The 26,263-nt window shown below is 70.1% G+C and carries 22 protein-coding genes; 12 read left to right on the top strand and 10 right to left on the bottom strand.

Annotated elements, in window-relative coordinates:
- Positions 1-11: 11 nt before the first annotated feature.
- Together WT60_RS25500 and WT60_RS25495 are read right to left on the bottom strand one after the other, a co-directional pair.
- Positions 12-1,040: an isoaspartyl peptidase/L-asparaginase gene (locus WT60_RS25500; RefSeq protein ID WP_059670874.1), complete on the bottom strand. Its 1,029-nt coding sequence runs from the start codon at positions 1,038-1,040 to the stop codon at positions 12-14.
- Positions 1,037-1,987, bottom strand: coding sequence for a MurR/RpiR family transcriptional regulator (locus WT60_RS25495; RefSeq protein ID WP_038749510.1), 951 nt, complete (start codon positions 1,985-1,987; stop codon positions 1,037-1,039). The genes WT60_RS25500 and WT60_RS25495 overlap by 4 nt, the downstream gene beginning before the upstream one ends.
- Positions 1,988-2,321: 334 nt before the next feature.
- On the opposite strand from WT60_RS25495, the gene WT60_RS25490 reads away from it, so the two are divergent.
- Complete coding sequence (locus WT60_RS25490; RefSeq protein ID WP_038749513.1) at positions 2,322-4,355, top strand: BCCT family transporter; 2,034 nt, start codon at positions 2,322-2,324, stop codon at positions 4,353-4,355.
- A gap of 482 nt (positions 4,356-4,837) precedes the next feature.
- On the opposite strand, the gene WT60_RS25480 is transcribed toward WT60_RS25490, so the two are convergent.
- Positions 4,838-6,034 carry a serine hydrolase domain-containing protein gene (locus tag WT60_RS25480; protein WP_060356071.1) on the bottom strand — a complete coding sequence of 399 codons (1,197 nt, stop codon included), beginning with the start codon at positions 6,032-6,034 and terminating at the stop codon, positions 4,838-4,840.
- Positions 6,035-6,213: 179 nt separating this feature from the next.
- On the opposite strand from WT60_RS25480, the gene WT60_RS25475 reads away from it, so the two are divergent.
- The 3 genes from WT60_RS25475 (at position 6,214) to WT60_RS25465 (ending at position 9,374) form a co-directional block, all read left to right on the top strand.
- Positions 6,214-6,552: a hypothetical protein gene (locus WT60_RS25475; RefSeq protein WP_038749518.1), complete on the top strand. Its 339-nt coding sequence runs from the start codon at positions 6,214-6,216 to the stop codon at positions 6,550-6,552.
- 538 nt (positions 6,553-7,090) lie between these two features.
- Positions 7,091-8,485 carry an alkaline phosphatase family protein gene (locus tag WT60_RS25470; RefSeq protein ID WP_060356072.1) on the top strand — a complete coding sequence of 465 codons (1,395 nt, stop codon included), beginning with the start codon at positions 7,091-7,093 and terminating at the stop codon, positions 8,483-8,485.
- Between the two features lie 247 nt (positions 8,486-8,732).
- A complete protein-coding gene (locus tag WT60_RS25465) occupies positions 8,733-9,374 on the top strand; it encodes a VC0807 family protein (protein ID WP_060356073.1) in 642 nt (213 codons plus the stop codon).
- Positions 9,375-9,615: 241 nt separating this feature from the next.
- On the opposite strand, the gene WT60_RS25460 is transcribed toward WT60_RS25465, so the two are convergent.
- On the bottom strand, positions 9,616-9,969 hold the full coding sequence (locus tag WT60_RS25460) for a hypothetical protein (protein WP_038749525.1): 354 nt from the start codon (positions 9,967-9,969) through the stop codon (positions 9,616-9,618).
- A gap of 188 nt (positions 9,970-10,157) precedes the next feature.
- Entirely contained in the window at positions 10,158-11,099 is a 942-nt protein-coding gene (locus tag WT60_RS25455; protein WP_060356074.1) for a LysR family transcriptional regulator, read from the bottom strand.
- 171 nt (positions 11,100-11,270) lie between these two features.
- Here WT60_RS25455 and WT60_RS25450 point away from each other — a divergent pair, with 171 nt between their 5' ends.
- The 6 genes from WT60_RS25450 (at position 11,271) to WT60_RS25425 (ending at position 18,305) form a co-directional block, all read left to right on the top strand.
- The gene (locus WT60_RS25450) at positions 11,271-12,833 is read left to right on the top strand and encodes an ABC transporter substrate-binding protein (protein WP_059579060.1); all 1,563 of its coding nucleotides are present in this window, start codon (positions 11,271-11,273) and stop codon (positions 12,831-12,833) included.
- A 190-nt stretch (positions 12,834-13,023) separates the two neighbouring features.
- Positions 13,024-13,941 carry an ABC transporter permease gene (locus tag WT60_RS25445; protein ID WP_038749530.1) on the top strand — a complete coding sequence of 306 codons (918 nt, stop codon included), beginning with the start codon at positions 13,024-13,026 and terminating at the stop codon, positions 13,939-13,941.
- Between the two features lie 24 nt (positions 13,942-13,965).
- Positions 13,966-14,874, top strand: a complete 909-nt coding sequence (locus WT60_RS25440) for an ABC transporter permease (protein ID WP_060356075.1) — start codon at positions 13,966-13,968, stop codon at positions 14,872-14,874.
- A gap of 25 nt (positions 14,875-14,899) precedes the next feature.
- Complete coding sequence (locus WT60_RS25435; protein ID WP_059648063.1) at positions 14,900-15,889, top strand: ABC transporter ATP-binding protein; 990 nt, start codon at positions 14,900-14,902, stop codon at positions 15,887-15,889.
- Positions 15,886-16,863: an ATP-binding cassette domain-containing protein gene (locus WT60_RS25430; RefSeq protein WP_060356076.1), complete on the top strand. Its 978-nt coding sequence runs from the start codon at positions 15,886-15,888 to the stop codon at positions 16,861-16,863. Before WT60_RS25435 ends, WT60_RS25430 begins: the two co-directional genes overlap by 4 nt.
- A 23-nt stretch (positions 16,864-16,886) precedes the next feature.
- A complete protein-coding gene (locus tag WT60_RS25425; protein WP_060356077.1) occupies positions 16,887-18,305 on the top strand; it encodes a M20 family metallopeptidase in 1,419 nt (472 codons plus the stop codon).
- A gap of 208 nt (positions 18,306-18,513) precedes the next feature.
- Here the strand turns inward: WT60_RS25425 and WT60_RS25420 are convergent, their stop codons facing one another.
- The 3 genes from WT60_RS25420 to WT60_RS25405 all read right to left on the bottom strand — a co-directional run bounded on the left by WT60_RS25420 (position 18,514) and on the right by WT60_RS25405 (position 21,644).
- Complete coding sequence (locus tag WT60_RS25420) at positions 18,514-19,497, bottom strand: hypothetical protein (RefSeq protein ID WP_060356078.1); 984 nt, start codon at positions 19,495-19,497, stop codon at positions 18,514-18,516.
- Positions 19,498-20,118: 621 nt separating this feature from the next.
- Positions 20,119-20,592 (bottom strand): hypothetical protein, encoded by a 474-nt coding sequence (locus WT60_RS25410; protein ID WP_038753059.1) that lies wholly within the window; start codon positions 20,590-20,592, stop codon positions 20,119-20,121.
- Between the two features lie 35 nt (positions 20,593-20,627).
- Positions 20,628-21,644, bottom strand: coding sequence for a 1-aminocyclopropane-1-carboxylate deaminase (locus WT60_RS25405; protein ID WP_038753044.1), 1,017 nt, complete (start codon positions 21,642-21,644; stop codon positions 20,628-20,630).
- Positions 21,645-21,837: 193 nt separating this feature from the next.
- Here WT60_RS25405 and WT60_RS25400 point away from each other — a divergent pair, with 193 nt between their 5' ends.
- Together WT60_RS25400 and WT60_RS25390 are read left to right on the top strand one after the other, a co-directional pair.
- Positions 21,838-22,347: an Lrp/AsnC ligand binding domain-containing protein gene (locus WT60_RS25400; RefSeq protein ID WP_038753042.1), complete on the top strand. Its 510-nt coding sequence runs from the start codon at positions 21,838-21,840 to the stop codon at positions 22,345-22,347.
- A 433-nt stretch (positions 22,348-22,780) separates the two neighbouring features.
- Complete coding sequence (locus WT60_RS25390; RefSeq protein WP_060820053.1) at positions 22,781-24,172, top strand: NYN domain-containing protein; 1,392 nt, start codon at positions 22,781-22,783, stop codon at positions 24,170-24,172.
- 474 nt (positions 24,173-24,646) lie between these two features.
- Here the strand turns inward: WT60_RS25390 and WT60_RS25380 are convergent, their stop codons facing one another.
- Together WT60_RS25380 and WT60_RS25375 are read right to left on the bottom strand one after the other, a co-directional pair.
- Complete coding sequence (locus WT60_RS25380) at positions 24,647-25,267, bottom strand: HAD hydrolase-like protein (RefSeq protein ID WP_038753036.1); 621 nt, start codon at positions 25,265-25,267, stop codon at positions 24,647-24,649.
- Between the two features lie 325 nt (positions 25,268-25,592).
- Entirely contained in the window at positions 25,593-26,246 is a 654-nt protein-coding gene (locus tag WT60_RS25375) for a hypothetical protein (RefSeq protein WP_082758254.1), read from the bottom strand.
- Between the last annotated feature and the right edge of the window lie 17 nt (positions 26,247-26,263).

Below are 26,263 nucleotides of genomic sequence, written 5' to 3'. Positions count from 1 at the left end.
GGCTGGCGGCGTCACGCCGCCTCCTCGCGGTAGATCGCGGTCACGGGCGCCTCGCCGACGCGCGCGTAGCCGCGGTACATCCCCTCGGTGTTGAACGGCATCGCGAGGTTGCCGCGCGCGTCGATCGCGATGACGCCGCCGCGCCCCGCGATCCGCGGCAGCTTGTTCATCACGACGTCGTACGCGGCCGACGCGAGCGACGCGCCGCGGTATTCGATCTGCGCGGACACGTCGTACGCGGTCGCGAGGCGAATGAACATCTCGCCCGTGCCCGTCGACGACACCGCGCACGTCGCGTCGTTCGCGTAGCAGCCCGCGCCGATGATCGGCGTGTCGCCGACGCGCCCCGGCTGCTTGTTCGTGATCCCGCCCGTCGACGTCGCCGCGGCGAGATGGCCGTGCAGATCGCGCGCGACCGCGCCGACCGTGCCGTGCTTGCGGTCCGGATCGAGCGGCTGCGGCGCGAACGCGACGGCGCCGTTACCGCTGCCGTTGCCGTCGCCGTCGCCGAACGCGAACGCCGTCGCCGCGTCGTGATCGAGCATCGCGCCCGCCGCCTGCCGCGCCTTCAACCACTGCGCGCGGCGGAACTCGGTGTCGAAGTAGCCCGGCTCCGCGAGCTCGAGCCCCTGCGCGGCCGCGAACGCGTCGGCGCCCGCGCCGGCGAACATCACGTGCTCGCTCGCCTCGAGCACGCGCCGCGCGGCGAGCACCGGGTTGCGCACGCGCGTCGCGCAGCAGATCGCGCCCGCTTTCAGCGTCGCGCCGTCCATGATCGCGGCGTCGAGCTCGTGCGTGCCGTCGGCCGTGTAGACGGCCCCGCGCCCTGCGTTGAAGAGCGGGCAATCCTCGAGCATCCGCACGGCGACGCTGACCGCGTCGAGCGCGCTGCCGCCCTCGGCGAGCACCTTCTGCGCGGCGGCGAGGATCGCGTTCAGCTCGGCGCGGTACTGCGCTTCGGCGTCGGCCGTCATTGCCTGACGCAGGATCGTGCCTGCGCCGCCGTGAATCGCAACGATTGCGGTTGAGGGTGAAGTCATCGGTCGGTTTTCCTGGAACGGCGCGGCGGGCGCGGCGGCGCGACGCACGCGCCCCGCGCCTCGAGCCACGGCAGCATGAATTCGGTCACTTCGGCAGCCGCGCGCGCGGAGCGCTGCGAGCGATGCGCGACCGCGTCGATCAGCGCCTCGAGCAACGCGAGCACCGCGGCCTCGGACGTCGCCGCGAGCCGGCGCTCCGCGTGCACGAAGAGCGCGCGCGTGGCGAACGGCGCGATCGGCGAGTCGGGCCCGTCGGTGATCGCGAGCACCGGCGCGCCGCGTTCGGCCGCGCGGCGCGCGAGCTCGATCGTGTCGTGCACGTAGCGCGGAAACGCGATCGCGACGACGAGATCGTCGCCGCGCGCGTTGAACAGGCGCCGCGCGGCGTCGGTCGGGCCGCCGAGCAGCGCGAGCGAGTGCACGTTGTCGCGATACACGGACAGCCCGTGCTCCATCAGCCCGGCGAGAAACGCGCTCGCGCCCATCCCGACGAGGAAGATCCGGCGCGCGGCGAGCAGCGAATCGACGGCCGCCTCGACGTTCGCGCGATCGAGCCGCCCGCGCGTGCGATCGAGGTTCGCGAGCGCCTGCTCGAAGCTCGCGTCGATCAGCTCGCCGCCGCGCGCGCCCGCTTCGCGCTCCTGCGCGGAGCGCAGCCGCTCGACGGGCGCGAGCGTCGCCTCGAAGCCGCGCACGAGCGCCGCGCGCAGCGCCGGATAGCCGTCGAAGCCGAGCGCGCGCGCGAAGCGGTTCGCGGTGGCGATCGATGCGTCGACCGCGTTCGCGAGCTCGTCGATCCGCATCGTCGCCGCGCGGAACGGATTCGCGAGCACGTACTCGCCCATGCGCCGATGGATCGGCGTGAGCGACGGCAGCGCGGCGGCGATGCGCGCGGCGATCGACGGTTCGGCGTCGAGCGGTGTGACGGTCGGGCTGGAACTGGACATTCGGCGGTCGGGACGATGCGCTGATTGATGAAAGTAAATTTACACAATAGGAAGAAGAGAAAAAATAAATTTTCATCGGGGTTTGCACTGCCTCCGGGCGAGCGCCGCCAGCCCGCGCCACAGGGCGCGCGGCGCGATCCGCGCGCGCATTGTCAGGCAACTTCATCGAATAGCTTACAATTCGTCAGTTTCGGCCTGCATCCTCGCCGTTGCAGCCCCTCCACCCCGCGCCTCGCGCGCGCCGCCGCCTCCGCGCCGTCCACATCGTCCCCATGCCGGGCTCGGCCGCCGCGGCGCGCGCCCCGCGACGCGTCCTTTTTCCGGAGATCCGCTCATGCCCTCATCCCGACCTACGCCGCGCACGACGCTCAAGCCGCAAGTCGTCGTGCCGTCGCTCGCCGCGATCGGCGCGCTGCTCGCTGCCTGCGCGCTGCGGCCGAGCGAAGCCGGCGCGCTCTTCGGCGCCGGCCAGCAGTGGATCGTCACGCGCTTCGACTGGTTCTACGTGCTCGCGATCACGACCTTCCTGATCTTCCTCGTGCTGATCGCGGCGAGCCGCTTCGGCAACATCAAGCTCGGCCCGGACGACGCCGAGCCCGAATTCAGCTTCGTGTCGTGGACCGCGATGCTGTTCGCGGCCGGCATGGGCATCGGCCTCATGTACTTCGGCGTCGGCGAGCCGATCCAGCATTACCTGTCGCCGCCGACGGCCGCGGGCGGCACGCCCGCCGCCGCGCGGGAGGCGATGCTGATGTCGTTCTTCCACTGGGGCCTGCACGCGTGGGCGACGTACGGCGTGATGGGCCTCGTGCTCGCGTATTTCGGCTTTCGCTACAACCTGCCGCTCACGCTGCGCTCGGGGCTTTATCCGGTGCTGCGCGACGGCGTGAACGGCTGGATCGGCCACGCGGTCGACGCGTTCGCGCTCGTCGGCACGCTCGCCGGGATCGCGGTGACGCTCGGCTACGGCGTGCTGCAGCTGAGCGCGGGCCTGCATACGGTCGCCGGCTGGGACACCGGCAGCGATGCGTTCCGCGTCGGCCTCGTCGCGGTCGTCGTCGCGCTCGCCGGGCTCTCCGCCGCGAGCGGGCTCGACAAGGGCGTGCGCCGGCTGTCCGAGCTGAACCTGATGCTCGCGTTCGCGCTGCTCGCGTTCGTCGTCGTCGCGGGGCCGACGTCGTTCCTGCTGCGCGCGATGGGCGACAACCTCGGCGAATATCTGTCGAAGCTCGTGTCGCTGTCGTTTCGCACGTACGCGTACGAGACGCCGAACGAGCAAGGCTGGTTCGGCGGCTGGACGCTGCTCTACTGGGCGTGGTGGGTGTCGTGGTCGCCGTTCGTCGGGATGTTCATCGCGCGCATCTCGCGCGGCCGCACGATCCGCGAGTTCGTGATCGGCGTGCTGCTCGTGCCGACCGCGTTCAACCTCGTCTGGATGACCGCGTTCGGCAACAGCGCGATCTGGCTCGACACGCACGCGGCCGCGGGCGCGCTCGCGCAGACCGCATCCAACGTCGACGCGCTGCTGTTCCGCTTCTTCGACTACCTGCCGCTCACGCGGCTGCTGTCGATCGCGGCGATCGTGCTGATCGCGGTGTTCTTCGTGACGTCGGCTGATTCGGGCGCGTTCGTGATCGACGCGATCGCGACGCGCGGCGCCGCGCATTCACCCGTGTGGCAGCGGCTCTTCTGGGCGGCGGTGCTCGGCGTGACGGCCTCGGTGCTGCTCGTCACGGGCGGACTGAAGGCGCTGCAGGCGCTCACGCTCGTCGCCGCGCTGCCCGTCGCGCTCGTGATGCTCGCGCTCTGCTACGGGCTCTGGCGCGGCCTGAAGGCCGACCACGCGCACTACTCGCAGGACATGGCGCCCGCGACGAGCTTCTGGACCGGCCAGCACTGGCGGCACCGCCTGTCGCATATCCTGCGGCAGACGACCGACGCCGAGGCGCGACAGTTCGTTGAGCGGACAGTCGAGCCCGCGCTGCGCAAGGTCGCGGACGAATTGAAGGCGGGCGGCGTCGACGCGCACGTCGCGCGCGACGACGACGATGCGGTGCGCCTCACGGTGCCCGCGCCCGCGCAGCGCGACTTCGTGTACGGCGCGCGGGTGTCGCGCAAGTCCGCGCCCGCGTTCCGAATCCGCGAGGCGGCCGAGCCCGAGCCGCAGCGCGAGCACGTGTACGAGGTGCTGACGTTCTTCGCGGACGGGCGGCTCGGCTACGACATCGAGTATCTGCGCGGCGACGAGATCATCGCCGACGTGCTGCGGCAGTACGAGCGCTACGTGTCGCTCGCGGCGGACACGCGCACGCATCTGCTCAATCGCGCGCCCGAGCATGCGGGGCCGGAAGGCCAGCCGCCGCGGTAAGCCGCGGCGCCGGAGAAGGGCTCGCGCGGCGCGGGCGCCGACGGACGCGGGCGGCTCCGGCGGCGGGCGCAGGCGAGCGGGCGGCGCGGATCGGTTCGGTTCGGGGCGGCTCAGTTCAGCTCAGTTCAGCTCAGTTCGGCCCGGCCCGGTTCGGTTCGGTTTGGCCCGGTTTGGCTCGGCTCGGCTCGGCTCGGCTCGGCTCGGGTCGGCTCGGGTCGGCTCGGCTCGGCTCGGCTCGGCTCGGCTCGGCTCGGCTCGGCTCGGGTCGGCTCGGGTCGGGTCGGGTCGGCCCGCTCGGCTCGGTTCCGTTTGACGCGACTCGGCGCGGCGTGCGAGTGCGTCAGCGTCGCCGCGATGCGTTCGCCCCCGTGCGACGGCCCAAGCCGCCGCCGCCCGGACCGCCGACGCCGCCCGCGCCCGCCGCCGCGAGGCCAAGCGCCGTCCTTCTTCGCGCCGCGCGCACCGCAAAGGCGGGCCGCGAATCACCCGCCGTAAACCGCGTCGCGCACCTCGACCGTCAACGGCCCCGACATCCCTTCATACGCGGTGTTCGTCATCAGCAGCACGGTAAGCCCGCGCGCCGCGTCGACGAACCAGGAATGCCCGTAGACGCCGCCCCATTGCAGCGTCCCCGCGCTTTGCGGCGACTGCGCGAGCGCCGGATCGGACAGCACCGCGCCGCCGTAGCCGAAGCCCCAGCCGGGGCCGCGCGTCTCGGCGGCCGGCCCCGTGTGATCGGTGCGCATCGCGTCGACGAGCGCGGCGGGCAGGAAGCCGTCGCCGCCCGTGCGGATCGTCTCGAGCATGCGCAGCACGTCGTCGGCGCTGCCGTACATGCCCGCGCCGCCCGACGGAAACGCCGACGCGTCGAACGCCCGCGACGGCGCGAAGCGCACCGCGACGCCTTGCCCGTCGGGCAGCGGCACGTCGAGGTTGTCGGTGATCCGCGCGGGTTCCGGCGCGGCGTTCGCGTACGCCACCGCGAAGCGCGCGGGATCGGCCGCGACGAAGCCCGTGTCGCGCATCCCGAGCGGCGTCGTGACGAGCTGCGCGACCGCGTCGGGCAGCTCGAGCCCGGTCGCGCGCTCGATCGCCGCGCCGAGCACGTCGAGCGCGAGCGAATAGCGCCATGCGCTGCCCGGCTCGAACGCGAGCGGCGCGGCCGCGATGCGCCGCAGGTTCTCCTCGAGATCGAAGTCGACGAGATCGATGCCGTCGGAAATGCCGAGCGCGTGATAGATCGAGCCGGGCTCTTCGAGCAGCCCGTAGCTGAGCCCCGCCGTGTGCGCGAGCAATTGATGCACGGTCAGCGCGGGCGCGCGGCCGTCGGGCAGCTTCGGCGCGAACGCCGGCAGCCAGCGCGTGATCGGCGCGTCGAGCGCCATCCGGCCGTCGGCGACGAGGCGCAGTACCGCGGCGGTGACGATCGGCTTGGTGATCGACGACAGGCGAAACAGCGTGTCCTCGCGCATCGGCCGCCGCGTTTCTCGCTCCGCGAACCCGTGCGCGCGCCGATAGACGACTTCGCCATCGCGCGCGACGAGCGCGACCGCGCCGACGACGCGCCGCTCGGCGAGCGCCGTCGCGAACACGCGGTCGAGCCGCCCGGCAAGCGCGGCAGGGTCCGTTGCGGTGACCGCGGCTGTGGCGGATGCGGGGGCTACGAACTCCAAATTCATCGTGCTGCTCCTCGTCGGTCGGAAAGCGTCGATTCTAGACACGCTGCGATGATTCCGCTGGCGTAGCCGCGCGCGGGACAGGGGCAAGGCGCGCGTCCCGCGCGCGCTCCGCGCGATTCGCTAAGATAGCCGGTCTTTCCGCTTTTCCCGCCCCGTAGAGGTGAAGAGGTGCCGCTCCGATGACCGCTCCCGCCACGCTCGCCGCCGCAGCCGGCGCGACGACATTCGCCGAATGGACCGGGCTCGGCGCGCTCGCGCTGCTGTATCTGTTCGGCCTCGGCTGGTCGCTGCGCGGCGCGTTCGCGCGAACGCGCGGGCGCGGGTACTGGCTCGCGTGCGCGGCGCTGATCGCGGGCGGCACGGCGTGCGCGCTGCTCGCGAAGCCGTTTCCGTCCGATTCCGGCGAGATGCCGCCCGGCTTCGGGCTCGGCGTGCTCATCGTCATGCTCGGCATCGCGGGCACGACGGCCGGCTGCGCGTGGCAGGCGATCGCGCGGCTGCGGCGCGAACACCGCTAGCAGGCTGCTGAAATTCTCTCGCGAGGACTACGGCTGACAATTTCCGACCTCGTAAAACGCGCTACAAGCCGCTCGCGCGACTTCGGGAAGCGGCAGACGACCCGCGAAACCGTCTGCAAGCACCCCTCAAAGTCGTTTTCAACAGCCTGCTAGGCCCGCGCCATCGCGCGCCGCGCGCATCGTCTCGTGCGGCCGGGCCGCGCCGCCGCTGAGATGCGTCGTCCGCTCGGCGCTCACGAGCGCCGAGCGCTCTGCGGTGCATGACGCGGGGCGGATCGCCGCGCGGCCCTGCGCGGCCGCGAAAACGCCGCCGCGCGTGGCGATCGGATCGTTCGCCGCGCCGGCGTCGCGACAGCGCCGGCCGGCTCGGCCGCGCCGAGCGGGAGCGGGAGCGGGAGCGGGAATTGCGCGCCGGCGACGATTTCGTCGCCGCCTTGTTTTTCCCGAAATATCGGATATACCTAATCCATCCGTTGCGCTCGTCAAGCAAGGCGCGCGACGGCCAGCGACGCCGTCCGCGCATAAAAAGGAGAAGATCGTGGCGAAGATCCTGGAAAACGTCGAGCACGTCGTCGTCGTGATGTTCGAGAACCGCTCGTTCGACACGATGCTCGGCTGGCTCTACCCGCCCGGCACGCAGCAGCCCGCGCACGTGCTGCCCGCGCGCAGCTCGCCGCAGTTCGACGGCCTGAAGCCCGGCATGTCGAATCCGTCGAAGTCCGGCAAGCCGATCGCCGTCACGCTCGAAGCAACGAATAGCGTGATTCCCGATCCGCAGGAGACGTTCGTCAACGTGACGAGCCAGATCCTCGGCCCGCGCGACGCGCAAGCGCCGTGGCCGCCGATGCAGGGCTTCGTCGTCAATTACGAAACGACGCAGACGACCGATCCCGGCCACGTGATGCAATGCCACAGCGTCGCGCAGTTGCCGACGCTCACGGCGCTCGCGCGCGCGTACGCGGTGTCCGACGCCTGGTTCGCGTCGGTGCCGAGCCAGACCTGGCCAAACCGCGCGTTCGCGCACGCGGGCACGTCGAACGGGCGCGTGAACAACGGCGAGATCCCCGATCCGCTCGAATGGAACGTGCCGACGATCTTCGACGCGCTGTCGTCGATCGGCGCGAGCTGGGCGGTGTACAGCGACACGCTCGTCACGCCGTCGCTCACGCACACGATGTTTCCGACGCTGTGGGACGACAAGTACGCCGATCGCTTCAGGCACTTCCCGGATTTCGTCGCCGCGTGCAAGCACGACGCGCTCCCGCAGTACGCGTTCATCGAGCCGAGCTTCCTGTTCGAGCCGAACGACCAGCATCCGCCGCATGACGTGAGCGCGGGCGACGCATTCCTGCACGGCATCTGGATGGCGCTCAGCACATCGCCCGGCTGGCCGCGCACGCTGCTCGTCGTGACCTACGACGAGCACGGCGGCTGCTTCGATCACGTGCGGCCGCCCACGAACGCGACGCCGCCCGACGCGGCGAGCACCCCCGGCGACGAAACGTTCGACTTCGATCGCTTCGGCGTGCGGGTGCCGGCCGTCGTCGTGTCGCCGTACATCGAGGCGGGCACCGTGTTCCGCTCGCCGACGAACGTCCCGTACGACCACACGTCGATCCTCGCGACGCTGCGCGACTGGCTCGGCATCCCGCCCGACAGGATGCTGAAGAGCGCGCGGATCGCGAATGCGCCGACGCTCGCGCAGCTTTTCACGCGCAGCACGCCGCGCACCGATCTGCCGACGATCGCCGCGCCGGCGACCGACTTCGTCCATCCGCCGCCGACCGCGCCGCTCAACGATTTGCAGAAAAGCCTCGTGACGGGCACGTCGCGGCGCGACGGGCACGATCCGGCCGCGAGCGTCGCGCCGATCACGACGCGCCAGCATGCGCTCGACTTCTTCGAGCGCCGGGCGCAGGGCAAGCCCGCGTAGCGGCAAGCGGGCGAAGCGCCGCGCCCCCTCGGACGGCGCGCGCGGCGCTTCGCCCGCTTGCCCTGCGCGCGCGTTTCGCTCGACGCTCGCGAAATCCGGCATGATAGGTGCTTGAAGCGAGGTGCTCGAAGCGAGGTGCCTGAAGCGCAGTGCCTGAAGCGAATCGAACGGCCGGCCGCGCGCCCGCGCCCGCTCCCCGGTCCGCGCCGATCGCGCCCCGGCCAACCCAACGGAATCCGTCGCCGCCATGAAGATACGCCCCGGTCTCGTCGCCGAACTGACGGTGAACCTGCTGCTCCCCTGGGCCGCCTATCGCGCGGCGGTGCCGCACTGGGGCGAGACGGGCGGCCTGATCGCGTCGGCCGTGCCGCCGCTCGTCTGGAGCGCGATCGAACTCGCGCGCTTCCGGCGCATCGACGCGCTGTCCGCGGTCGTGCTGTTCGGCATCGTGCTGTCGATCGCCGCCGCGCTCGCGGGCGGCAGCCCGCGCATGCTGCTGATGCGCGAATCGCTCGCGTCCGGCGCGATCGGCGTCGCGTTCCTCGGCTCGCTCGCGCTGCCCAAGCCGCTCGTGTTCCATCTCGCGCGGGCGACGGTCGCGCGCGAGGCGCACGACGGCGCCGCGCGAATCGACGCGCTGTGGGCCGAGCGGCCGGCGTTCGTGTCGGCGATGCGGCTGATGACGCTCGTCTGGGGAACCGGGCTCGTCGCCGAGAATCTGCTGCGCGCGTGGATGATCTGGAACTGGCCGGTCGAGCGCGTGCTCGTGGTCGCGCCGTTCGTCGGCTGCGCGATCTACGGTGCGCTGATGATGTGGACGCTGTGGTATCGGAAGGTGATGCGCACGCATGCGCTCGCCGGCTTGCCGCGCGGCGGCGCGCTCGGCTGAGCGGCGAAGCCGCTCGCGCTCGACCCGCCCGGCGGCCCGCGCCAGCCCGCCGTTCGCGCGAAATCGGCGTGAACGGGCCCCGGCACGCTGCCGGGATTCTGCGGGCGGGATGCCGGAGAAAATCGTCGCCCTCTCCGCATGCGCGACAAACCGCTCGTGCGGCTTCGGGCGCGGCTTCGGCGACGGGGCGCCCCCCCAAACTTCGTGCGAGCCCCTCGCGCCCCCGTCTTTCGGCAGCCCGCTAGCCGCGCCGGCGAAAGAACGCGATCGGGCTCGCCGCCGCACGCGCGCCCCAGCACGCTCGCGCGCGCGCCGCGAAATCGAGCGCGTCGTTCGACGCGGCCTCCGCGTGCCCTTCGTGCCAGATGCCGGCAAGGCGGCTGCCGATCCGATACGGATTGGCGCGCCCGCCGAGATAGTCGGCGAAGCCTTGCTGATATGCGCCGTACAGCGTGAGCGGCGGCGTTCCGTCGGACGGCGCGCCGCCGTGCGCGGCGAGCGGCTCGGACGCCACCTCGGCGATCAGCGTCTCGCCGTCGATCTCATTCGGCTCTGCGACGCGCACGCGCCGGCGCTCGACCCCGACGAATCCCATGTGAAGCTCCCTGAATCGGTTCTTTCCCAGTCAGGAGCAATAAGAGTGCCAGCCGCCACGCGCGCGGCGAACGCCGTCGCCTCAAGGCCGCGGCGGCGCGGCCCGGCGCACGCGGCGCCGACGTTACGGAACATGTCACGTGACGCCCGCGTTGCGCGCCGCGCCGCGCAACCGCCCATTCCGTTGCATCAATGAAACGTCGCGTCGCCGCCGCTGCCGCTGCCGTCGCTCGCGAGCCGCGCGCGCAGGAATTCGAGAAAGAGCTGCACGACCTTCGGCAGCGTGCGCCCGACGAGCGTCTGCAATTCCACCGCGCGCGCGTCCATCCCGCGATCGGCGATCGGCCGCACCGCGAGCTCGCCGCGCGCCTGCCGCGAGCGCACCGTGACCTCGCCGGAGATCGAGATCGCATCGCACGCGATCGCGAAGTTGTGCAGCGCGACGATGTTGTTGCTGACCATCACCGGCTCGATCGTCAGGTTCTGGCGGCTCGACACGACGTCGAACAGCTGCCGGATCGTCGTGCTCGGATCGGGCAGCGCGAGCGGATATGCGCTCATCTGCAGCACCGACACCCGCTCGAGGCGCGCAAGCGGATGATCGCCGCGCATCACCGCCATCACCGGCGCGCTCTGCCGGTGCTCGACCTTGATGTCGCTCTCGGGCGTGCGGCTGAACGTCACGCCGACGTCCGCCTCGCCCTTCTTCACGCGGCGCGTGACGTCGGCGGGCGCGCACACGGCCGCCTGGAACACGATGCCGGGATACGTGCGGCGGAAATCGGCGATCGCGTGCGGCACGAACTCGATCGCGAAGCCCTCCGACATCGCGACGCGCACCTGGCCGCGCCGCAGCCCCTGCAACGCGTCCATGTCCTGCACGAGCCGGTCGGCCTCGAGCTCGGTGCGAAACGCATACGCGGCGAGCATCTCGCCCGCCGCGCTCGCGACCATCCCGCGCGAGCGGCGCTCGAACAGCGGCGTGCCGAGCACCTGCTCGAGATGCGCGATCTGGCGGCTGATCGCCGAGCCGGCGACGTTCAGCCGCGCGGACGCCTCGCTGATCGATCCCGCGCGCACGACTTCGAGGAAGTAGCGCAATGCGGTGTCCTGCAGTTGATGGTGCTTCATTGCGCCTCCTCGCGATCGCCGGCGCCGCGATGCCGTTTCGGCAACGCAGACTTATTTTTTCGATAATAGTCGCAACAAAATTCGCTGTTTACGCTTGGCTCCTGAGCGTGGCCCCCATGCCCGCCGCGGCCCCGCCCGGCCGCCCCGTCCCGGATTTCCAGGAGCCTTGCGATGAATCGTCGGTTCGCCGTTCGCCCCGCCCTCCGCTTTTCCGCCCGCGCGGCGCTCGCGCCGATGCTCGCGTTCGCGCTGATGCTGTCGCTGCCGCCCGCCGCGCACGCCGGCAAGACGAACGACACGCTCGTCTACGCGTCCGACAGCGAGCCGGAGAACATATCGCCGTATCACAACAACCTGCGCGAAGGCGTGATCATCGCGCACATGGCGTGGGACACGCTGATCTACCGCGATCCGAAGACGGGCGCGTACAAGCCGCAGCTCGCGACGGCGTGGAAGTGGGAATCGCCGACGTCGCTCGTCGTCGACCTGCGCCGCGACGTGACCTTCCACAACGGCGACAAGCTCACGGCCGACGACGTCGCGTTCACGTTCAACTACGTCGTCGCGCCGGATTCGAAGGTCGTCACGCGGCAGAACACCGACTGGATTCAGAGCGCCGAGAAGACGGGCGACTACCAGGTTCGCATCCGGCTCAAGGCGCCATTCCCGGCGGCGCTCGAATACCTGTCCGGCCCCACGCCGATCTATCCGGCCGCGTACTTCAAGAAGGTCGGGCTGCAGGGGTTCGGCAAGGCGCCCGTCGGCACCGGGCCGTACAGGATCGTGGCGGTGACGCCGGGCGTCGGCGTGACGATGGTCAAGAACCCGAACTATTTCAAGGACAGCCCGCTCGGCCAGCCGAGGATCGGCACGATCAAGTTCGTCGTGATCCCCGATCCGGAGACGCGCTCCGCGCAGCTCATGACGGGCGCCGTCGACTGGATCTGGCGCGTGCCGGCCGACCAGGCCGATTCGCTGAAGGCAATGCCAAACCTCACCGTGCAAAGCGGCGAGACGATGCGCATCGGCTATCTGTCGATGGACGCGGCGGGCGCGTCCGCGCCGAACTCGCCGTTCAAGGACGCGCGCGTGCGGCAGGCGGTCAACTACGCGATCAACCGCGGCGCGCTCGCGAAGAGCCTCGTGCGCGGCGGCAGCCAGCCCGTCTACGCGCCGTGCTTTCGCACGCAGTTCGGCTGCGATACGTCGGGCGTCGTCAAGTACGACTACGACCCCGCGAAGGCGCGCGAGCTGCTGAAGGCGGCGGGCTACCCGAACGGCTTCGACACCGATCTGTACGCGTACCGCGAGCGCGAGTACGCGGAGGCGCTGATCGGCGATCTGCGCAAGGTCGGCATCAACGCGCGGCTGCACTACCTGCAGTACGCGGCGCTGCGCACCGCGCAGCGCTCGGGCAAGACGCCGCTCACGTTCCAGGCTTGGGGCTCGTTCTCGGTCAACGACGCGTCCGCGTTCGTCAGCGTCTACTTCAAGGGCGGCCCCGACGACAGCGCGAAGGACGCGACCGTCGAGAAATGGCTCGATGCCGCCGACACGTCGAGCGACCCGGCCGTGCGCAAGACGAACTACGCGAAGGCGCTCGCGCGGATCAGCGGGCAGGCGTACTGGGCGCCGCTCTTCTCGTATTCGACGAACTACGCGTACGCGTCGGCGCTGAACTTCAGCGCCTATCCGGACGAGCTGCCGCGCTTCTACGAAGCGAGCTGGAAGTAGGCCGGCGCGCGCCGCGCCGATCGCCCGCGCAGCCGGATCGGCCCGTGCGCCCGATTCGCCGCTGCCCGGCCGGCGCGCGCCGCGCCCCGACCGTCCGCCGCCGATCGACGCTCGTTCGACACTTGACCGCCGCATCCGGCCGCGCCCTTCACCGAACCGAACCGAACCCAACCGATCCGTACCTCGCGCCATGTCAGCTTATCTGTTCCGCCGTCTGGGCCTCGCGATCGCCGTCGCGCTCACCGTGTCGATCGTCAGTTTCGCGCTGCTCCATCTGTCCGGCGACCTCGCGACCGCGATCGCCGGCCCCGAGGCGACCGCCGCGCAAGTGGACGCGCTGCGCATCCAGTACGGGCTCGACCGGCCTGTCGCCGCGCAGTACGCGGACTGGCTGTGGCGCGCGGCGCACCTCGATTTCGGCCGCTCGTACTTCTTTCAGTCGTCGGTCGCCGATCTGATCGCCGAGCGCCTGCCGATCACGCTGAAGCTCGGCGGCGTCGCGCTCGCGCTCGCCGTGGCGGTGGCGATTCCGCTCGGCGTCGTCGCCGCGCTGTACCGCGACACCTGGATCGATCGCGCGGCGCTCCTCGTCGCGGTGATCGGCCAGGCGATGCCGAGCTTCTGGTTCGGCTTGACGCTGATCCTCGTGTTCGCGGTCGGGCTCAAATGGCTGCCCGTGGCCGGCAACGACGACTGGCGCCACTTCGTGCTGCCCGCCGTCGCGCTCGGCTACTACGCGACGCCCGCGATGATGCGGCTCACGCGCGCCGGGATGCTCGACGTGCTCGGCGCCGACTACATCCGCACTGCCCGCGCGAAGGGCCTGAGCCCGGCGCGCGTCGTCTTCAAGCACGCGCTGCGCAACGCGCTGATTCCGGTGGTCGCGCTCGCGGCGGTCGAGCTCGGCTTCATGCTCGGCGGCTCGGTCGTCATCGAATCGGTGTTCTCGCTGCAAGGGCTCGGCCAGCTCGCGTGGGATGCGATCGCGCGCAACGATTTCCCCGTGGTGCAGGCCGTCGTCCTCGTCATCGCGATGTTCTACGTCGCGCTGACCTTTCTCGCCGACGTCGCGAACGCGGCGCTCGATCCGCGCATTCGCGCCCGATAGCTTCCCGTCCGACAGGAGCGGCCCATGCCCTTGCGCTCGCACTCTCTCCCGGCCCTGCGCATCGACGCGCCCGCCCGCCCCGCGTGGCGGCGCGCGGCACGCCGGCTGCTCGGCCATCGGGGCCTGTCGATCGGCGCGGCGCTCGTCGCGCTCGCCGTGCTCGCCGCCCTCTTCGCGCCGTGGCTCGCGCCGCACGATCCGTACGGCCAGGACCTGACGCGCCGGCTGCTGCCGCCCGCGTGGGACGCCGCGCGCGGCAACTGGGCTTACCCGCTCGGCACCGACAAGCTCGGCCGCGACTACCTGAGCCGCCTGCTCTTCGGCGCGCGCGTGTCGCTCGTGATCGGCGTCGCGGCGGCCGCGCTGTCCGGGGTCATCGGCACGACGCTCGGCGTGCTCGCCGGCTACTTCGGCGGCCGCGTCGACGCGGCGATCAGCTACCTGATCACGACGCGGCTCGCGATGCCCGTCGTGCTCGTCGCGCTCGCGATGTCCTCGCTGCTCGGCGGCTCGCTCGCCACCGTGATCGTGCTGCTCGGCCTGCTGCTGTGGGACCGCTTCGCGGTCGTGTCGCGCTCGATCGCGCAGCAGTTGCGCGACGCCGAATTCATCGCGGCCGCGAAGGCCGTCGGCGCATCGACGCCCTACATCCTGCTGCGCGAGCTGCTGCCGAACGTCGCGGGCGCGCTGATCGTCGTCGCGACGCTCGAGATCGCGCACGCGATCCTGCTCGAGGCGACGCTGTCGTTCCTCGGGCTCGGCGTGCCCGCGCCGATGCCGTCGTGGGGGCTGATGATCGCCGAAGGCAAGGCGTACATGTTCTTCCAGCCGTGGGTGATCCTGATTCCGGGCGCGGCGCTCGCGATCACGGTGCTCGCGATCAATCTCGTCGGCGACGGCGTTCGCGACCTGAGCTCGCCCGAAGGCCGCTGACCGACCGGCGTCAAGGAGAAGCCCGATGGCTGCATTGCTCGAAGTCGACAATCTGCGGGTCGACCTGCCGACCCCGAACGGCGTGCTGCACGCGGTGCGCGGCATCGACCTGCGCCTCGAGCGCGGCGAGCTGCTGTGCGTGGTCGGCGAATCCGGCTGCGGCAAATCGATGACGTCGCTCGCGCTGATGGATCTGCTGCCGCGGCACGCGCAGCGCCGCGCGGATCGGCTCGCGTTCGACGGCATCGATCTGCTGTCGCTCGAGCGCCGCGCGATGAACGGGCTGCGCGGCAACCGGATCGCGATGATCTTCCAGGACCCGATGACCTCGCTCAATCCCGCGTACACGCTCGGCAACCAGCTGTGCGAGGCGCTGCGCCGGCATCGCGGCGCGTCGCTCGCGCAGGCGCGCGAGCGCGCGGTGCATCTGCTCGAACGCGCGGGCGTCGCGCACGCGGCCGAGCGGCTGCGCCAGTATCCGCATCAACTGTCGGGCGGGCTGCGGCAGCGCGTGATGATCGCGATGGCGCTGATGTGCGAGCCCGATCTCATCATCGCCGACGAGCCGACGACCGCGCTCGACGTGACGATCCAGGCCGAGATCCTGCGGATGCTGCGCGAGCTGCAGCGCGAGTTCGGCACCGCGGTGCTGTTCATCACGCACGATCTCGGCGTGGTGTCGCGGATCGCCGATCGCGTGGCGGTGATGTACGCGGGCGAAGTCGTCGAAACCGCGAGCGCCGCGCAGCTGTTCGCGCGGCCCGCGCATCCGTACACGCGCGGCCTGCTGAACTGCATTCCGGTGCGCGGCAAGACGCGGCCCGGCTCGCGGCTCGACGCGATTGCGGGCGTCGTGCCGTCGCTCGTCGGCGACATCGACGGCTGCGCGTTCCGCAACCGCTGCGCGCTCGCGCGCGACGCGTGCGCGCAGACGCCGGCGTTCGTCGACGCCGGCGGCGGCCATCGCGCGCGCTGCGTGCTTGTCGAATCCGCTTGCGAGGAAATCAGCCGATGAACGCCGCTCCGCTTTCCGCGTCCAATGCATCCGCTGCATCCGCTGCATCCGCTGCATCCGCTGCATCCGCTGCATCCGCTGCATCCGCTGCATCCGCGCCGCCCCGTGCCGGCGTCGACGCCGACCTCCACGCCGCCTCGCCCGGCACCGACGTCGCGCTCGAACTGTGCGCGCTCACCCGCACGTTCATGCTGAAACACGGCCTCTTCCACGCGCCGACGCCGCTGCGTGCGGTCGACGGCGTGTCGCTGCGCCTCCATCGCGGCGAGACGCTCGCGCTCGTCGGCGAATCCGGCTGCGGCAAGAGCACGCTCGCGAAGATGCTGCTCGGCCTGCTGCCGCCCACCTCGGGCAGCGTGCTGCTCGACGGCCGGCAGGTCGACCCGCGCGACGCCCGACGCACCGCGCTGCGCATCCAGCCGATCTTCCAGGACCCGTATTCGTCGCTGAACCCGCGCAAGACGGTCGCGCAGATCGTCGGGCTGCCGCTGCGCGTGCACCGGCGCGGCACGCGCGACGAGCAGGACGCCGAAGTGCGCCGGATGCTCGACCTCGTCGGGATGCCGCAGCGCACGCACGGCCAGTATCCGGGCCAGTTGTCGGGCGGCCAGCGGCAGCGCGTCGCGATCGCGCGCGCGCTGATCCTGCGCCCCGGCATCCTCGTGTGCGACGAGCCGACGTCCGCGCTCGACGTGTCCGTGCAGGCGCAGATCCTGAACCTGCTGCTCGACCTGAAGGCCGAGCTCGGCTTGAGCTACCTGTTCATCAGCCACGACCTCGGCGTCGTCGAGCATCTCGCCGATCGCGTGGCGGTGATGGAGCGCGGCCGCATCGTGGAGCAGGACGCGGCCGGGCGGATCTTCGCGCAGCCGGGCCATCCGTATACACGCAAGCTGCTCGCGTCGGCGCTGACGCCGGAGCCGGGCCTCGGCCTGCCCGATCCGCCGGCCGCCGGCGCGCAGCGCGACGCCTGAACCCTCAACATGGAGAGACAGACATGACGAGTCGCAGTCGAGCCATCGACATGGCCGCGTCGTACTTCGACGACGGCCGCTTCCTGCACGAACTGAACGCGCGCGTCGCCGTGCGCACCGAGAGCCAGCTCGCGTCATCGCGGCCGCAGCTCTATGCGTACCTGACCGATCACATCGCGCCGTCGCTCGCGGCGCTCGGCTTCACGGCGACGATCGTCGACAGCCCGCTCGAAGGCGGCAGCCCGTTCCTGATCGCCGAGCGCATCGAGGCCCCCGGCGCGCTGACCGTCCTCACGTACGGCCACGGCGACGTCGTGCCCGGCCACGACGCGCAGTGGCGCGCGGGGCTCGAGCCGTGGCGGATCGTCGTCGACGGCGACCGCTGGTACGGCCGCGGCACCGCCGACAACAAGGGCCAGCACACGATCAACCTCGCCGCGCTCGCGCAGGTGATCGACGCGCGCGGCGGCCGGCTCGGCTACAACGTGAAGGCGATCATCGAGATGGGCGAGGAAACCGGCTCGCCCGGGCTCGCGCAGATCTGCGCCGCGCATCGCGACGCGCTCGCGGCCGACCTCTTCATCGCGTCGGACGGGCCACGCGTCGCGGCGGCGCGGCCGACGATGTTCCTCGGCTCGCGCGGCAACCTGAATTTCACGCTGTCGATCGGGCTGCGCGACGGCGGCCATCATTCGGGCAACTGGGGCGGCCTGTTGCGCAGCCCCGGCATCCGGCTCGCGAACGCGCTGGCGACGATGGTCGACGCGCGCGGCCGGATACTCGTCGACGGCTGGCGGCCGGGCGGCGTGCCGCAGCCGGTGCGCGACGCGCTGCGTGCGCTCGATGTCGGCGGCGGCCCGAACGATCCGCAAGTCGATCGCGACTGGGGCGAGCCGGGCCTCACGCCGATCGAGCGGGTGCTCGCTTGGAACGCGCTGGAAATTCTCGCGTTCAGGACCGGCAATCCGGATGCACCCGTCAACGCGATCCCCGGGCATGCGCACGCGCATTGCCAGTTGCGCTACGTCGTGGGCAGCGACGGGCCGAATCTGCTGAACCGGCTGCGCGCGCATCTCGACGCGCACGGCTTCTCCGACATCGAGATCGCCGAGCGCGGCACGCGGACGGAGGCGACGCGGCTCGACCCGGACGATCCGTGGGTGCGCTGGAGCCTCGCGTCGATCGAAGCGACGACGGGCGACGCGCCCGCGCTGTTGCCGAATCTCGGCGGCTCGCTGCCGAACGACGTGTTCGCCGAGCTGCTCGGGCTGCCGACGCTGTGGATTCCGCATTCGTACGCGGCGTGCTCGCAGCACGCGCCGAACGAGCACCTGCTCGGCAGCGTCGCGCGGCAATCGCTGCAGATCATGGCGGGGCTGTTCTGGGATCTCGCCGAAGAGGGACAGGCGGTGCGCGACGCGAGGCGCGCGCGAGCGGCCTGAGGCGGCCGGCAGGCGCGCGGCCGCGCCGAGCGGGATTTGACGGGAGCGGCCGGAGCCCGGCTGCCCGGCTGCACGTTTGCACGTTTGCACGTTTGCACGGTCGCCGCGCCGATCCCGCGTTCCGCGGTTTCGTCGGCCGCGAGCGGCGGACCGCCGGCGTCGCGACCGCGGCCCGCGCGCGGCGTGCCGGAAGCGGGCGCGAACGCGCTCATGCGTCGCCGGCTTTGCCGATCTCCGAGATTTTCTGCTTCGCGCGGGGATCGTCCTTCGGCAACAGCTTGACGCCGGATTCGTCGCCGTTCTCGTAAGGCACCGCATACCCCGCGAGCTCGAAATCGCCGCCCGGCTTGCGCAATTGCGACGAGAGAACGTCCGCCGTCATGTGTTTCGCGTTGACCTGCAGCGTATGCGGCATGACTTCGGTCGCTCGCCCGTGCGCGTCTCGGACCAGTTCGGTCTGCTGCTGCAGCCGCTCGTCCTTGCTTGCCGCACTCTTGAGCGCGCCTTGCTGATGCGCGCCGGCCTGCTTGACGTGGTCGAGCAGTTCCGGCGCGCCGTTGGACGCATCCCCGCCTTTCTTCAGCGCCGCCGCCTGATACGCGTACGTGACGAACTGCGAGCAGCTGACGCCCTGGTTCTTGCTGAGCGGCATGTCTTCATCGCTTCTGAGCGCGGCGCGCGCCGCGCGAAACGTCGCTTCAGGCGACCACTCCTCGGCCTTGTCTTCGTCTGCATCGTTCAAGCGCCCCTCACCGAATGGAGTCTTGGTCTTCGTCGGGTTGGACTCGCGCGAGCGCAGCGCCCATTGCTCGCCGATGCGCGCCGCTTCCTCGGAAATGGGCGATTCGGCGTTCTTCATCCGGTACACCGGCAGCTTCTTGGGCGTCTCGTTGCCGAACTTCTTCGTCAGGTAATCCGGGCCTTGCTGAAGGACGCCGAAGAAGCGCCCGTTCGTCGAGTGGACGAGCGGCTTGTCGCCCGCCGCGTACATCACCGCGTGCATGTTGCCGTGCTCCATGATCAGATCGCCGCGCTTCAGGTTCTGAAGATCCTTCAGGCCGCCGAGCGCGGCCCCGGCGCCGCGCTGCGACGATTGCCGCGCCTGTGTTTGCCCGGTTGCGTGCTGCCCGGAAAACGATTCGGAAGAGACATTGAGCGCAGTCGCGCCTTGCTGAACCTTTTGTATGCCCATGGCGTTCTCCAAGGTTGCCGGAATACGACGAATGTAGGGAAACGATGCGGCCCGCGACGGCCGCGACGCGAACGAACGTCGCGCGTCGCGAAGCGAACCGGCCATGCGGCGCGCGAGCGCGGCGGACGCTCGCCGGTTCGCTCAGGCTGCCGGCGCGACGCGACGCGCTGTTGCACGCGCGATTTCGGTTTCATCGCGGGCTTTTGCTGGGAGCTTTGCGGGGATCTTTATTGCGATCTTTACTGGAGTTTGCGTCGCGGCCGCGACGCACCATCTCGACATTCGACCCAGGCGGTCGATCCGGCGCACCGGGTGCGGATCGCCGCCGCGGGCTCGTCGAGCCGCCGAACGGCGAGTAGTGAGCGGCGCTCGGCTAGCGGTGAGCAGCTTGCAATGAGCAATGAGCAATGAGCAATGAGTGGTGAGCGGTGAGCGGTGAGCGGCGAACGCCGCCGGATGACCGATGCCGATTCCGCCGCCCCAATCACCGCATGCCCGGCACGACGGGCTTTCGCCGATGATCGGCAACCACGCCGGCAAACGCATGCCGACATGACCGACACAACCGACATCGCCGACGCCGCCCGAATTCCGCCCGACACGCCGCACTCGCTGACCGGGTCAATATTCCGCGTCGATCCGCGACCGCATCGCGGCCCTCAGCAGCGCGAGCGCCGCGTCGACCGCGCGTTGCAGCTCGATCTCGTCGCACGTCAGCGGACAATGGCGCACGACGAACGTCCGATGGCCGTGCACGCCGCCGATCCAGTCGAGCGCCGCGGGCTGCTGCGACCACAACAGCAGCCGAGCGTCGCGCGACAACCGGCCGAGCGCGCGCTCGAGCGGCGCGATTTCGGCGGGCGGCCGCGCCGCCGCGCTCGACCGCGCATCGACCCACGACGCATGCAGCCGCGCCGGTTCGGCGCAGCCGAGCAGCGCGATCTGCGGCATGCCGGCGAGCCGCTTCGCGAGCGCGCCGCAGCACGCGGCGGGCAGCGTGTCGTCGCCGACGACGCACACGAGCGTCGGCGACGACGGCGGCTGCCACCAGCGCGCCGCCGCCGTTTCGTCGCACGAACGCCTCGCCCCGCTCATCGGCGCGAACACGCGCGGCGGCCCGACGCGCCGGGTCAGCCGTCGCGAAACAGGAAGCTGTACGCGTTCAGCGCGGGCACGCCGCCGAGATGCGCGTACAGCACCTTCGAGCCGGCCGGGAATTCGCCGAGCCGCACCTTCTCGATCATCCCGTGCATCGATTTGCCTTCGTAGACGGGGTCGGTGAGCATGCCTTCGAGCTTCGCGCACAGGCGAATCGCCTCGAGCGTGCCTTCGTTCGGCAGCCCGTATTCCGGGCCGCCGAAGCGCTCGTCGAGCACGACGTCGTCGCTCGTGATGTCGCGGCCGAGCTCGACGCGATCGGCGGTGTTCTTCGCGATCCTGAGGATCTGCTCGCGCGTCTGCACGGGCTTGGCCGACGCGTCGACGCCGATCACGCGGTCCGCGCGCCCGTCGGCCGCGAAGCCGACGACCATCCCCGCCTGCGTGCTGCCCGTCACCGAGCACACGACGACGTAGTCGAACTTGAAGCCGAGCTCGGCTTCCTGCGCGCGCACCTCCTCGGCGAAACCGACGAAGCCGAGGCCGCCCAACGGATGATCGGAGCAGCCGGCCGGAATCGCGTACGGCTTGCCGCCTTGCGCGCGCACGTCGGCGAGCGCGTCCTCCCAGCTCTTGCGAAAACCGATGTCGAAGCCGTCCGGCACGAGGCGCACGTCGGCGCCCATCATGCGCGACATCTGGATGTTGCCGACGCGATCGTAGACGGCGTCGTGATAGTTGACCCAGTTCTCCTGCACGAGCACGCACTTCATGCCGAGATGCGCGGCGACCGCCGCGACCTGGCGCGTCTGGTTCGACTGGATGCCGCCGATCGACACGAGCGTGTCGCAGCCTTGCGCGAGCGCGTCGGGAATCAGGTATTCGAGCTTGCGCGTCTTGTTGCCGCCGAACGCGAGGCCGCTGTTGCAGTCGTCGCGCTTCGCGTACAGCTCGACCTTGCCGCCCAGATGCGCGGTGAGGCGTTTGAGCGGCTGGATCGGCGTCGGGCCGAAGGTCAGCGGATAACGCGGGAATTTCTGAAGATTCATCGATCGCTCCTGTCATCGAAGATTCGGGCGCGCGAACGCATCGAACCGCGCGCCGCGCAGCCCGATCGCGATTCGCCGCGACGTCCCATGGTAAGAACGATCGGGAAAAACAGGGTTGCGAACATATTGCCAATCACCTACTTTTATGACGGCGTATAAGTCATTCGATTAATTTAATTAGGAACGACATATCATGCGCGCAACAAAAAAATCCACGCCGAAGGCCGTCGCCCAGCCGGCCGGCGCGGACATCGACCGTGTCGACCGCGCGATCCTTCGCGTGCTGCAGCGCGACGCGTCGATCTCGAACGTCGCGCTCGCCGCGAAGGTGAACCTGAGCGCGCCCGCGTGCCTGCGCCGCGTCGAGCGCCTGAAGGAGATGGGCCTGATTCGCGGCATCGTCGCGCTGCTCGAGCCGAAGGCGCTGAACGCCGGCATGCTCGTGATGATCGGCGTCGTGCTCGACCGCTCGACGCCCGATTCGTTCGACGCATTCGAGCAGGCCGCGCAGAAGGTGTCCGGCTGCATGGAATGCCATGTCGTGACGGGGGAATTCGACTACATCATGCTGATTCGCACGCGCGACAGCGACACGTTCAACCGGCTGCACGCCGAGCAACTGCTGTATCTGCCCGGCGTGCGGCAAATCCGGACATTCGTCGTGCTGAAGGAGATTCTGTCGACCACGAGCTTTCCGATTTGAGCCGGACGCGCTTCGCGCGCGCCGCCCATGCAGCCGGCGGCTATCGCGCGAAAAAAGCGCGGGCGGCCTCGCTCGGCCGCTCGGTCACTCGGTCGCGCCGTTACGCCGTTGCGCCGTCGCGCCGTCGTGCCGTCGTGCCGTCGCGCAATCGCGCCGCCGCTCCATCGCCTCCGAGCGCACGACGCCGCGCGCTCGAACGATGCCGCCCCCCCGCAGACGTGCGCGAAACGCGCCGCGCATTCGCGTCGGCGCGCCACGACAAGCGCGCGTGCCGCGCATTCTTTGGCCCACCGTTCGCACCGCCGCCCGAGCCCCCGCGCACATCGCCGCGCACGCCGTCGAACACGCGGATTTCCGCGCGACCGCGCCGACCCGCTATCATGTGCGCCATCCTCGATCGCACGATCGACCCGACACTCAGGTTGGAGACCCCATGGCCTTACCCCAGGACAGCGTCAACATGGCGCTCTTTTGCGACTTCGAAAACATCGCGCTCGGCGTGCGCGACACGAAGTTCGAGAAATTCGACATCAAGCCCGTGCTCGAGAAGCTGCTGCTCAAGGGCAGCATCGTCGTCAAGAAAGCGTATTGCGACTGGGATCGCTACAAGACGTTCAAGGCGGCGATGCACGAAGCGAGCTTCGAGCTGATCGAAATCCCGCACGTGCGGCAGTCGGGCAAGAATTCGGCGGACATCCGGCTCGTCGTCGACGCGCTCGATCTTTGCTACACGAAGGCGCACGTGGACACGTTCGTCATCATCAGCGGCGATTCGGACTTCTCGCCGCTCGTGTCGAAGCTGCGCGAGAACGCGAAGCGCGTGATCGGCGTCGGCGTGAAGAACTCGACGTCGGATCTGCTCGTCGCGAACTGCGACGAATTCATCTTCTACGATGACCTCGCCCGCGAGCAGCAGCGCGCGCTCGCGAAGCGCGACGCGCGCAAGGCCGAGGCGGGCGCGAAGCGCACGGCCGACGACGACAAGCACCGCAAGCACGACGGCGACGCGCGCAAGGCGGAAGCGATCTCGCTCGCCGTCGAGACGTTCGACGCGCTCGCGTCCGAGCGCGGCGAGAGCGGCAAGATCTGGGCATCGGTGCTCAAGAGCGCGATCAAGCGGCGCAAGCCGGATTTCAACGAGTCGTACTACGGCTTCCGCGCGTTCGGCAACCTGCTCGAGGAAGCGCAGGCGCGCGGGCTCCTCGAGATCGGCCGCGACGACAAATCGGGCACGTTCGTGTTCCGCTCGATCCAGCCGGCCGCCGTCGAGACGATCAAGCCCTTCGAGACGGCCTCGGCCGCCGAGGAAAACCACGCGGGCGCGAAGCCGTCCGGCAAGAAGGGGCACGGCAAGGGCCGCGGCGCGAAGAAGCGCGTGCCCGAGCAGATGCCGCTGATCGTCGAGCCGGGCGCGGAAAGCCACGCTGCGAGCCTCGATGCCGACGCCGAGATCCTCGGTGCGGACTTCGCCGAGACGCGCGAAACCCGGCGCGAGCGCGCCGCGGATGACGCGCGCGAGGCGCACCCGGCCCGCGAAGCGCGGGATGCGCACGAGCCGCACGAACCGGCCCGCACGCACGAGACGACCGAAGCGCAGGAAACCGAAGCGGCGAAGCCCGCGCGTTCGCGCGTGCGCAAGGCCCCGGCGAAGAAAAGCAAGCCGCGCGCGGCCGAAGCGGCGCCGGCCGCCAAGGCCGATGCGGATGCGGCCACCCCGGCCGCCGCCGGCGAACCAGCGGCCGAAGCGGCGCCCGCGAAGGCTCCGCGCAAGTCGACCGCGCGCCCGCGCCGCCCGCGCAAGACCGCGGGCGCGAGCGAGTCATGAGCGACGCGTGACAGGCGGCCGCGCGGGCGCGACTCGCGACTCGCGGCGCCCGTCGGTCGGCGATCGTCCGCAGGACGCGGGACGCGCGAGCGACCGAAACCGCCGATCCTGTCGCATCACTGGGGTCGCCCATGCTCGCCCATACGGCGCATCAGGGTGACGCGTCGGCCCCGGCGTGCCGCGTCGTTCGTCACCGCCGCGACTTGGCGGAGCGATCCCGGGCGTTAGACGGCGGTGCGGTGGTGCGGTGGTGCGGTGGTGCGGTGGTGCGGTGGTGCGGTGGGATGGTGGGATGGTGGGATGGTGGGATGGTGGGATGGTGGGATGGTGGGATGGTGGGATGGTGGGATGGTGGGATGGTGGGATGGTGGGATGGTGAGGCGTTTATGCAGCGCGACAGTGAGACGGCGAGGCCCGCCCTCCACGCCGCGCGCGATTCACGCCGCATCGGACCGGCGCGGCGACATGAGCGCGCTACAGCGCCAGCAGTTCCTCCGGCCGCTCGATCAACGGCAGTCCACAATGCGCCCGCAGCGCCTGCGGCGCGGTATAGCCCCACGCGACGCCCCTGAACGCGATCCCGGCGTTGTCCGCGGCCTCGGCGTCGCGCACTTCGTCGCCGACGTACAGCACGTCGGCGCGCGCGAACCCGCTTGCGCGCGCGAGCAACCGCAAGCGCCGCGCCTTGCCGAACAGCGAAATCCCGCAACTGAAATGCCGGATGTGCGCGCACGTCGCCGGGCCGGCGATCGCACGCACGACGGCCTCCGAATTCGACGTCGCGACGGCGACGCGCGTCCCCCGTTGCGCGAGCGCGCGCAGCGTCGCGTCGATTCCCGGAAAGAGCCGCACGTCGGGCGCGCGCGCCTGCATCCGCCGCCGCATGTCGGCGGCGATGCGCGGCACTTTCCACTGCGGCACGCCGAGCAGCTCGACGATCTCGCGGGCCGACATCCCGCGCACTTGCGGCAGCAGCGCGTCGTCGATCGCGCGAAAGCCGTGATGCCGCGCGGACTCAGACAGCGCATGAAGAAAGCACGCGAGCGAATCCGCGAGCGTGCCGTCGAAATCGAAGGCGATGAGCTTGTAGCCCAAGTTTTCCTCGTGATGCTTATCGTGGCCGAAAGAAAATTGCCGGCGAGACAGGGCTCGCGATTGTGTCACGAAACACGCCGACGGCTAAATCGCGACGAAGCGATCGGATGCTTCGAGCGCTTCGAGCACTTCGAATACCTCGAATGCTCCAAACGCTTCGGATGCTTTGGATGCTTTGGATGCTTTGGATGCTTTGGATGCGATCAAATCGGCAGCATGATTGCCTCGGACGTTCCACTTAAAAATCTCAGAAACCTGTCCGAACGAGTGAGGCCACCTCCTAGGGGCCTTCGTGTGTAACGTAGTGGCGCGCCATCTCGGTTTCCTAGGTGCCGACCTGGTCAGCACTAGCCTCACAATCGTCCCAGTACCGTAACGGATCGAGATGTTGCGGATAGCGTAAGCTGAGCCACCCTGAAAGCCGAGCCCAATCCGGATGGTTGCTGCCTGTCAGTGAGGACCAGATCGAGGAACGCTCGAGAATCTGCCCGGTGGCGCGATCGCGGACCAGCAAGCTGCCCATCCCGGTCGAACTGTTCGACTGTGTCTCGACCAGATAACGTGGCAACAGCCGCAGCTCGGCATCCTCGGCCCAGCCATATACTGCTCGCACCACGTTCGACGGATCTCGCAGTTCAATGGGGCCAGTGGCCGGACGAATGGCCTTCCATCCTTCAGGAAACTCGGCAACAACCTCGTGGCCAGTTTCCCTAACCCATCTCACCCGTAAAATGTGCGCTATCGCCTCGCACAAGTGAGACAGCGACGCGTAGCCGGCGGGCAAAGCGAACGCGTTCGGTAGCGTGATCAGATTGTCTTTCCAGAGCCGGGTTTCGTCATCGGCACGCTGGACCGTATCGAGCGCGCTGGCTTCGAATGGATTCACCGGCCGGCCGGACGCGCTCGTGTTCCCGCTTGGTAATCCCGCAAAAAGACGCTCGGCGTCCTGACGGGTAAGTTTTGGTTTCCCGCGTCTCATGAGATCTTTGTACAGCT

The sequence above is a fragment of the Burkholderia sp. MSMB617WGS genome, assembly GCF_001532025.2.
GTDB classification, from domain to species: Bacteria; Pseudomonadota; Gammaproteobacteria; order Burkholderiales; family Burkholderiaceae; genus Burkholderia; species Burkholderia savannae.
This window is presented reverse-complemented; position numbering and strand designations above follow the sequence as displayed.

Coding starts and splice junctions, on each gene's coding strand:
- WT60_RS25500 (WP_059670874.1), bottom strand. CDS start 1,040: ATGACTTCACCCTCAACCGCAATCGTTGCGATTCACGGCGGCGCAGGC.
- WT60_RS25495 (WP_038749510.1), bottom strand. CDS start 1,987: ATGTCCAGTTCCAGCCCGACCGTCACACCGCTCGACGCCGAACCGTCG.
- WT60_RS25490 (WP_038749513.1), top strand. CDS start 2,322: ATGCCCTCATCCCGACCTACGCCGCGCACGACGCTCAAGCCGCAAGTC.
- WT60_RS25480 (WP_060356071.1), bottom strand. CDS start 6,034: ATGAATTTGGAGTTCGTAGCCCCCGCATCCGCCACAGCCGCGGTCACC.
- WT60_RS25475 (WP_038749518.1), top strand. CDS start 6,214: ATGACCGCTCCCGCCACGCTCGCCGCCGCAGCCGGCGCGACGACATTC.
- WT60_RS25465 (WP_060356073.1), top strand. CDS start 8,733: ATGAAGATACGCCCCGGTCTCGTCGCCGAACTGACGGTGAACCTGCTG.
- WT60_RS25460 (WP_038749525.1), bottom strand. CDS start 9,969: ATGGGATTCGTCGGGGTCGAGCGCCGGCGCGTGCGCGTCGCAGAGCCG.
- WT60_RS25455 (WP_060356074.1), bottom strand. CDS start 11,099: ATGAAGCACCATCAACTGCAGGACACCGCATTGCGCTACTTCCTCGAA.
- WT60_RS25450 (WP_059579060.1), top strand. CDS start 11,271: ATGAATCGTCGGTTCGCCGTTCGCCCCGCCCTCCGCTTTTCCGCCCGC.
- WT60_RS25445 (WP_038749530.1), top strand. CDS start 13,024: ATGTCAGCTTATCTGTTCCGCCGTCTGGGCCTCGCGATCGCCGTCGCG.
- WT60_RS25440 (WP_060356075.1), top strand. CDS start 13,966: ATGCCCTTGCGCTCGCACTCTCTCCCGGCCCTGCGCATCGACGCGCCC.
- WT60_RS25435 (WP_059648063.1), top strand. CDS start 14,900: ATGGCTGCATTGCTCGAAGTCGACAATCTGCGGGTCGACCTGCCGACC.
- WT60_RS25430 (WP_060356076.1), top strand. CDS start 15,886: ATGAACGCCGCTCCGCTTTCCGCGTCCAATGCATCCGCTGCATCCGCT.
- WT60_RS25425 (WP_060356077.1), top strand. CDS start 16,887: ATGACGAGTCGCAGTCGAGCCATCGACATGGCCGCGTCGTACTTCGAC.
- WT60_RS25420 (WP_060356078.1), bottom strand. CDS start 19,497: ATGGGCATACAAAAGGTTCAGCAAGGCGCGACTGCGCTCAATGTCTCT.
- WT60_RS25410 (WP_038753059.1), bottom strand. CDS start 20,592: ATGAGCGGGGCGAGGCGTTCGTGCGACGAAACGGCGGCGGCGCGCTGG.
- WT60_RS25405 (WP_038753044.1), bottom strand. CDS start 21,644: ATGAATCTTCAGAAATTCCCGCGTTATCCGCTGACCTTCGGCCCGACG.
- WT60_RS25400 (WP_038753042.1), top strand. CDS start 21,838: ATGCGCGCAACAAAAAAATCCACGCCGAAGGCCGTCGCCCAGCCGGCC.
- WT60_RS25390 (WP_060820053.1), top strand. CDS start 22,781: ATGGCCTTACCCCAGGACAGCGTCAACATGGCGCTCTTTTGCGACTTC.
- WT60_RS25375 (WP_082758254.1), bottom strand. CDS start 26,246: ATGAGACGCGGGAAACCAAAACTTACCCGTCAGGACGCCGAGCGTCTT.